The sequence below is a fragment of the Mycobacterium sp. pUA109 genome (genome assembly GCF_041287095.1).
Taxonomy (GTDB): domain Bacteria; phylum Actinomycetota; class Actinomycetes; order Mycobacteriales; family Mycobacteriaceae; genus Mycobacterium.
Genome location: NZ_JBGGKS010000032.1, coordinates 41,989 through 48,609 on the forward strand (window position 1 = coordinate 41,989; position 6,621 = coordinate 48,609).

Annotated in this window: 6 protein-coding genes; 3 read left to right on the forward strand and 3 right to left on the reverse strand. The window is 72.0% G+C overall.

Annotation, left to right across the window (positions count from 1 at the left end):
• Positions 1-73 precede the first annotated feature (73 nt).
• From holA to ACAG26_RS26060, 3 genes are read right to left on the reverse strand one after another with little or no spacing between them, the layout of a single operon-like run.
• On the reverse strand, positions 74-1,015 hold the full coding sequence (gene holA / locus ACAG26_RS26050; protein WP_370485983.1) for a DNA polymerase III subunit delta: 942 nt from the start codon (positions 1,013-1,015) through the stop codon (positions 74-76).
• Positions 1,016-1,032: 17 nt separating this feature from the next.
• Positions 1,033-2,607 carry a ComEC/Rec2 family competence protein gene (locus ACAG26_RS26055; protein WP_370485972.1) on the reverse strand — a complete coding sequence of 525 codons (1,575 nt, stop codon included), beginning with the start codon at positions 2,605-2,607 and terminating at the stop codon, positions 1,033-1,035.
• Positions 2,608-2,612: 5 nt separating this feature from the next.
• Positions 2,613-3,452, reverse strand: a complete 840-nt coding sequence (locus tag ACAG26_RS26060; protein WP_370485973.1) for a ComEA family DNA-binding protein — start codon at positions 3,450-3,452, stop codon at positions 2,613-2,615.
• 175 nt (positions 3,453-3,627) lie between these two features.
• On the opposite strand from ACAG26_RS26060, the gene ACAG26_RS26065 reads away from it, so the two are divergent.
• From ACAG26_RS26065 to ACAG26_RS26075, 3 genes are read left to right on the forward strand one after another with little or no spacing between them, the layout of a single operon-like run.
• Positions 3,628-4,785 carry an acyl-CoA dehydrogenase family protein gene (locus ACAG26_RS26065; protein ID WP_370485974.1) on the forward strand — a complete coding sequence of 386 codons (1,158 nt, stop codon included), beginning with the start codon at positions 3,628-3,630 and terminating at the stop codon, positions 4,783-4,785.
• 7 nt (positions 4,786-4,792) lie between these two features.
• Complete coding sequence (locus ACAG26_RS26070; protein WP_370485975.1) at positions 4,793-5,899, forward strand: acyl-CoA dehydrogenase family protein; 1,107 nt, start codon at positions 4,793-4,795, stop codon at positions 5,897-5,899.
• Between the two features lie 31 nt (positions 5,900-5,930).
• On the forward strand, positions 5,931-6,320 hold the full coding sequence (locus ACAG26_RS26075) for a PPOX class F420-dependent oxidoreductase (protein ID WP_370485976.1): 390 nt from the start codon (positions 5,931-5,933) through the stop codon (positions 6,318-6,320).
• Positions 6,321-6,621: the final 301 nt, after the last annotated feature.

A 6,621-nucleotide genomic window follows, 5' to 3' on the forward strand; every position in this document is an offset into this window, starting at 1 on the left:
GTCGTGCATTGGCGAAAACCACGACCCCAGCCGCAATCTCGACGACGTCACCGCCGGCGTCTGCTCGGCACCCCTAGTCCGCCACCAGCTCGGCGACCTTGCGCACCGCGGCTTCCAGTGCGTAGTCGGCGTCGGCGGCGGCCCCCTTGACGTCGGCGTTGAGCGCGGCCACCAGCCGCAGCGCTTCGGCCACGCTGTCGCGCGACCAGCGCCGCGCCTGCCGCTGGGCTTTTTGCACCCGCCACGGCGGCATCCCCAGTTCCCCCGCCAGCCGGTAGGGATCGCCCGATCGCGCACCCACCCGGGCGATGGTGTGCACGGCCTCGGCCAGCGCGTCGGCCAACACCACGTGCGGCTCGCCGCGCAGCATCGCCCAGCGCAGCGCCTCGGCGGCGCCGGCGACATCGCCGACGACGGCCTTGTCGGCGATGTCGAAGCCCTTCACCTCCGCCTTGCCGCTGTGGTAGCGGCGCACCGCGGCGGGGTCGACGAGTCCGCCGGTGTCGGCCACCAGCTGCGAGCAGGCCGACGCCAGCTCCCGGATGTCGGAGCCCACCGCGTCCAGCAGCGCGGTCACCGTCTCCGCGGTGACTTTGACCCGCAGCGCCTTGAACTCGGCGCGGACAAAGTCGGCGCGTTCACTGGCCTTGGTGACCTTCGCGCACGGATGCACCTGCGCCCCGAGGTCCCGTAACTGGCCGGCCAGCGCCTTGGCGCGTCCGCCGCCGGAGTGCACCACCACCAGTACGGTGCCCGACGGGATGTCCGCGGCGGTCGCCGCGATCAGGGTGGCCGCGTCCTTGCCGGCCTCCCCGGCGGCGTCCAGCACGACGACCCGCTCGTCGGCGAACAACGACGGGCTCAACAGCTCGGCGAGCTCATGGGTGTCGACGTCCCCGGCCCGCAGCCGGTCCACCGGAATGTCGTCGGCGCCGGCCTGCGCCCGCACCGCCCGCAGCACGCCGGTGACGGCCCGCTCGACCAGCAGCTCCTCATCGCCGAGCACCAGGTGCAGCGGCGAAACCGGTGGGCTCACCCGCTAATCGTGTCACGCGGCGCCGACAGCGCGCCGACCTGGACCCCGACCTGACCGGTCAGCACCCCGGATGCCGACCAGGCGAGCAGGCACACCGCGGCACCGGCGGCGGTCAGCCGAAACCACCACCACCGCCACGCCGCCACCGCGGCCGTCGTGGCCGCCAGCACCACCGCGGCGCCGGGCACCCCGGCCGGAACCGGCACCGTCGCGCCGGGAAGACCGGCGGTCCAGTGCGCGATGCGGCCCACCCACCACAGTTCCGGTCCGGTGAAGCGGATCAACAGCTGGGCGGCGGCCGGCCAGCACACGCACAGCGCGGCGGCCGCGCTGCCCAGCACGGTGATCGGCACGACCAGCGCCGCCACCGCCAGGTTGGCGAACGCCCCGACCAGGCTGACCCGGCCCGAGATCGCGGCGATCAGCGGCGCGGTCACCGCCTGCGCGGCGCCCGCCACACACACCGCATCGGCCACCGGTTTGGGCCAGCCGCGCGCCACCAGTCCCCGCGACCACACCGGCGCGATGACGATCAGCGCCGCGGTCGCCACCACCGACAAAGCGAACCCGATGTCGACGGCCAGCTGCGGGGCGGCGACCATCAGCACCAGCACGCTGGCCGACAGGCTCGGGATCGCCTGGCGGCGCCGCGACGACAGCACCCCCAGCAGCGCGATCGCGCCCATCACCGCCGCCCGTAACACGCTGGCCGTGGGCTGCACCACGACGACGAACGCCACCAGGGCCAGCGCGGCCAGCGCCACCGCCGCGCGCGGCCCGATCAGCCGGGCCAGGAACAGCACCGCCCCGCACACGATGGTGACGTTGGCCCCCGACACCGCCATCAGATGCATCAGGTTGGCGGCGCGGAACTCCCGGCTGGTGGTGGCGGTGACCGCCGCGGTGTCGCCGAGCACCAGCGCCGGCAAAATCCGGGCCTGCTCGCCGGGCAGCACCTCGGCGGCGACGGCGGCGAACCGGGTGCGGACGGCGTGGGCGGCACGCTGGGTCAGCCCGGCCCGGCCCAGCCTGGGCGCGCCGGAGGCGGTCAGCACCGCGACGGTCAGGTCGCGTCGGGTCGGTGGGGTGATCCGGGCCCGAAACGCCAGCGACCGGCCCACCATCACCTCGTGAAACTCCATCGTCGGCGCAAACACCACCACCCGGCCCGACATTGTGTCGCCGCCGAGCCGCTGCAGCGTGGCCCGAAACATCAGCCGGCGGCTGCCCACCGCGACCGCGCTTTCGCTCGGCGTGACGGTCACCGGCGCCACCGTGCCGAACGCCGCGGTGATCGGGTGCTGGCGGGCCGCGTCGGCGCGCAGGGCCACCGCAGTCCCGAAACCCGCCCCCACCACCCCGACCGCCACCAGGCTCGCGCCGAGCACCCGCAGCCGGTCCCACCCGGCCCGGTCGGCGCGCCACCACAGCCCCACCGCCGCGGCGGCTAGGGCGCCGCCGAGCGTGGCGAGGACAAAACCGACCGGCCACAGCACCCCGGCGGCGGTGACCAGCCAGCTGGTCAGCGCGGCCGGCACCAGCCGGACGTCGAGCCGCGCCGACGGCTGCACCGCGGTCAGACACGGACCAGGGCACGCAGTTTCTCCAGGCGCGCCGGGCCGATGCCGTCCACCTCACCGAGCTGGTCGACGCTGGTGAACTTGCCGTGGGCATCGCGCCAGGCCACGATCGCGGCCGCGGTCACCGGACCGACGCCGGGCAGCGTGTCGAGCTGCTGGGCGGTGGCGGCGTTGAGATCGATGAGTTCGCCGGGTTTGCCCGCGGTCGACCCGGCGCTGGGGTGCGGGGCGGTCGGGCTGTCCGTCGTCCCCGAGCTCACCGAGCTGCCCAGCGCGGTCGGCTGCCCCGACCGCGGCGCGAGGCCGACCACGATCTGCTCGCCGTCGGTGACCGGGCGGGCCATGTTCAAGCCGATGGTGTCCGCGCCGGCCACCGCACCACCGGCGGCCTGCAGCGCGTCGGCGATGCGGGCGCCGGGCGCCAAGGTGACCAACCCGGGGGTGTGCACCAGGCCGACCACGCTGACCACCGGCCGCTGCGGTGCGGGTGCCGGGCCGGCGCTGGGGGTGCGACTGGCCGACGAAACCATTTCCACCGGAGGCAGTTTGGCCGACGAGACGGGCGCGGGCCGATCCCGCACCAAGGTGAAGATGGTGATCAGCACCGCCACCCCGGCGATCACCGCCAACGTGACGGCGCCGGCCCGACCGGGGTCGGCCCGCAGCTTCGCCAGCCAGCCGGCATTGTCGGGTGCGCCGTCGGGCAGCCAACGGGGCAACACCGCATTCGGGTCCTCGTCCTCGTCGGGCTCGTCTGGCTCATCGTCGGCGGGGTCGGTGGTCGGCCGGGCACCGAATCGCCGGTGCAGCCGTTCGGCGGGTAGTTCGGTTCGCATGGCCCGACGCTAGGCGGCGGCCCGGACGGCAACGGCCCGTCGCCGGGCGTGCGGGCCCCGGCTGTGGATGAAGGCGCGACTGTGCAGAAGCCCCACCGGTCGCCCGACCAACCGATTGGGCGACCCATTAATGTGCAAACAGCATTGGTGCACGCCCACAGACAAGGAGGCCGCCATGCAGTTGGCGCTCACCGCAGACGAGGCCGCGTTCCGGGACGAGCTGCGCAGCTTCTACACGAGCAAAATTCCCGCCGACGTGCGCGAGCGGACCCGGTTGGGTGAGTTCCGCCACGACGACCTGGTGACCAGTCACAAGATCCTCCACGAGCACGGGCTGGCCGTGCCGCACTGGCCCGTCGAGTGGGGCGGCAAGGACTGGACCCCCACCCAGCACCAGATCTGGCTCGACGAGATGCAGCTGGCCAGCGTGCCCGAGCCGCTGAACTTCAACGTCAAGATGGTCGGCCCGGTGATCGCCGAGTTCGGTTCCCAGGAGATCAAGCAGCGGTTCCTGCCGCCGACGGCCAACCTGGACATCTGGTGGTGTCAGGGGTTCTCCGAGCCCGAGGCGGGTTCGGATCTGGCGTCGCTGCGCACCACCGCGGTCCGCGACGGCGACAGCTACATCGTCAACGGGCAGAAGACGTGGACGACGCTGGGCCAGTACGCGGACTGGATCTTCTGCCTGGTGCGCACCGACCCGCAGGCCCCTAAACGCCAAGCCGGGATCTCGTTCCTGCTGTTCGAGATGTCCACGCCCGGGGTCACGCTGCGCCCGATCAAGCTGATCGACGGCGGGTATGAGGTCAACGAGGTGTTCTTCGAAGACGTCCGGGTGCCCGCCGACCAGCTGGTCGGCGAGGAGAACCAGGGCTGGACCTACGCGAAGTTCCTGCTCGGCAACGAACGGACCGGCATCGCCGGGGTGGGCCGCACCAAGGTCCGCCTCGCCGAGGTCAAGGAGCGCGCCGCCGCCACCGGGATGCTGTCCGACCCGCTGTTCGCCGCGCGGCTGGCCGAGGTCGAAAACGAGTTGCTGGCACTGGAGCTCACCCAGATGCGGGTGGCCACCGGCTCGGCGGACGGCAAACCCAACCCGGCGTCGTCGGTGCTCAAGCTGCGCGGCAGCCAGCTGCAGCAGGCCGCCACCGAGCTGCTGGTCGAGGTGGCCGGCCCGGACGCGTTGCCGTTCGACGGCGGCGACGCCATCGCGTCGCCGGGCTGGGCGCAGCATGCCGCCCCGCACTACCTGAACTACCGCAAGACGTCGATCTACGGCGGCAGCAACGAGGTGCAGCGCACCATCATCGCGTCCACCATTCTGGGATTGTGAGGCAGCCATGGACTTTCAGTTGAGCGACGAGCAGACCCTGCTCCGCGACACCACCCGCGATCTGCTGTCTCGCAGCTATGACACCGAGACCCGCAACAAGATCGTCGACACCGAGCTCGGCTGGAACCGCGACGTGTACAAACAGCTGGCCGACATCGGGATCCTGGGGCTCGGGTTGGAGCCCGACGCCGGCGGCCAGATCGAGATCATGTTGGTGCTCACCGAGATCGGGCGGCGGCTGGCCCCCGAACCGGTCGTCAACGCCGCGCTGGGGCCGGGCGCATTGATCGCCGAACACGGCACCGACGCGCAGCGCCAACTGCTCGACGAGGTCGCGGCCGGCCAAAAGCTGCTGGCCTTCGCCCACACCGAACCCGGCCTCCGCGGGGCCGGCACCGAGGTGTCGACAACGGCGGTGCAGCAAGGTGATTCGTGGGTGCTGAGCGGACGCAAGAACCCGGTGTTGGCCGGGCACTGCGCCGACACGCTGGTGGTCAGCGCCGCCCTGCCCGACGGCGGGACCGGGTTGTTCTTGGTCGACGCCGACGCGGTGACCCGCCGCCCGTACCGGACCTTCGACGGGTTGCGCGGTGCGCAGGTCGAGCTGGACGCCGCGCCGGGTGAACCGCTGGGCGCGGCCTCCGACGCGTCGGCCGCCATTCGTGGCGCACTCATCCGGATCCAGTCGGCGCTGTGCGCCGAGGCGCTGGGCGCGATGGAAGAAGCCCTGCGGCTGACCACCGACTACCTCAAGACCCGCAAGCAATTCGGGGTCACCCTCAACACGTTCCAGACGCTGACCCAACGCGCCGCCGACATGTACGTGTCGCTGGAGTTGGCCCGCAGCATGACCCTGTACGCCGCCATGTCGATCGCCGACGGCGAGCTGGACCCGGTGATCGCGGCGCGCGCCAAACTGCAGATCAGCCGATCCGGGCGCCACATCGCCCAGGAGGCCATCCAATTGCACGGCGGCATCGGGGTGACCGCGGAATACCCGGTCGGCCACTACGCGGCCCGGCTCACCGCGATCGAGCAGACCCTGGGCTCCGCGCAAGACCAGCTGGGTGTGCTGGCCGGACACGTCGGCGACTACGGCGTCGTGACGCTGTAGCCGCCGAGGCGCCGACCGGGTCGCCGCCTTCTTGTCGACGGGCACCCGCACCGGCATGCTCGGCTACCTGGCGTCCGACGGGCGGCCGCTGGTCGCCCCGGTGTGGTTTATCGTCGACGACGGTGCGCTGGTGTTCAACACCGGCGCCGCCACGGCCAAAGGGCGTGCGCTGGCGCGGGATCCGCGGGTGGTGATCTGCGTGGACGATCCGCATCTCCCGTATTCGTTTGTGCAGGTGCAAGGGATCGCCGCCCTCAGCGAGAACACCGACGACTTGCTCGCCAGCGCAACCCTGATCGGCGCCCGGTACATGGGCGCCGACCGCGCCGATGAATTCGGCTGCCGCAACGCCGTCCCCGGTGAGCTGCTGGTGCGGGTGCGGCCGACCAAGGTCGTCGCGGGCTTCGACATCGCCGACTGAATGTTCCGCGAGCGCGCTCGGGGCCCAGGTGCGGTTAGAAACGGAAGCCGATTTGGGCGGGGACGTCGCTGACGAACGCGGCGCCCAGGCGCGCGATCAGCTCCGGATCCTTGCAGCGTAGCCGATGTACGGCCGCCAAAGGGCCGCGCGGGGGTCGCCCGAACATCGCATCTTGGCGTGCCCGCGCTGATATCTGCTTCACTGCTGGGTTGGAATTCGTCCGGTGGGCGGTTCGTCGTCGGGGAAGTCGTGCACTTCGTATTTGTGGGTTCCTTCCAGGTCGTCGGTGATCGCGGCCTGA

What these genes read in the sequence shown, in the direction of transcription:
- ACAG26_RS26065 (WP_370485974.1), top strand. Translation starts at nt 3,628, where the DNA reads ATGCAGTTGGCGCTCACCGCAGACGAGGCCGCGTTCCGGGACGAGCTG.
- ACAG26_RS26070 (WP_370485975.1), top strand. Translation starts at nt 4,793, where the DNA reads ATGGACTTTCAGTTGAGCGACGAGCAGACCCTGCTCCGCGACACCACC.
- ACAG26_RS26060 (WP_370485973.1), bottom strand. Translation starts at nt 3,452, where the DNA reads ATGCGAACCGAACTACCCGCCGAACGGCTGCACCGGCGATTCGGTGCC.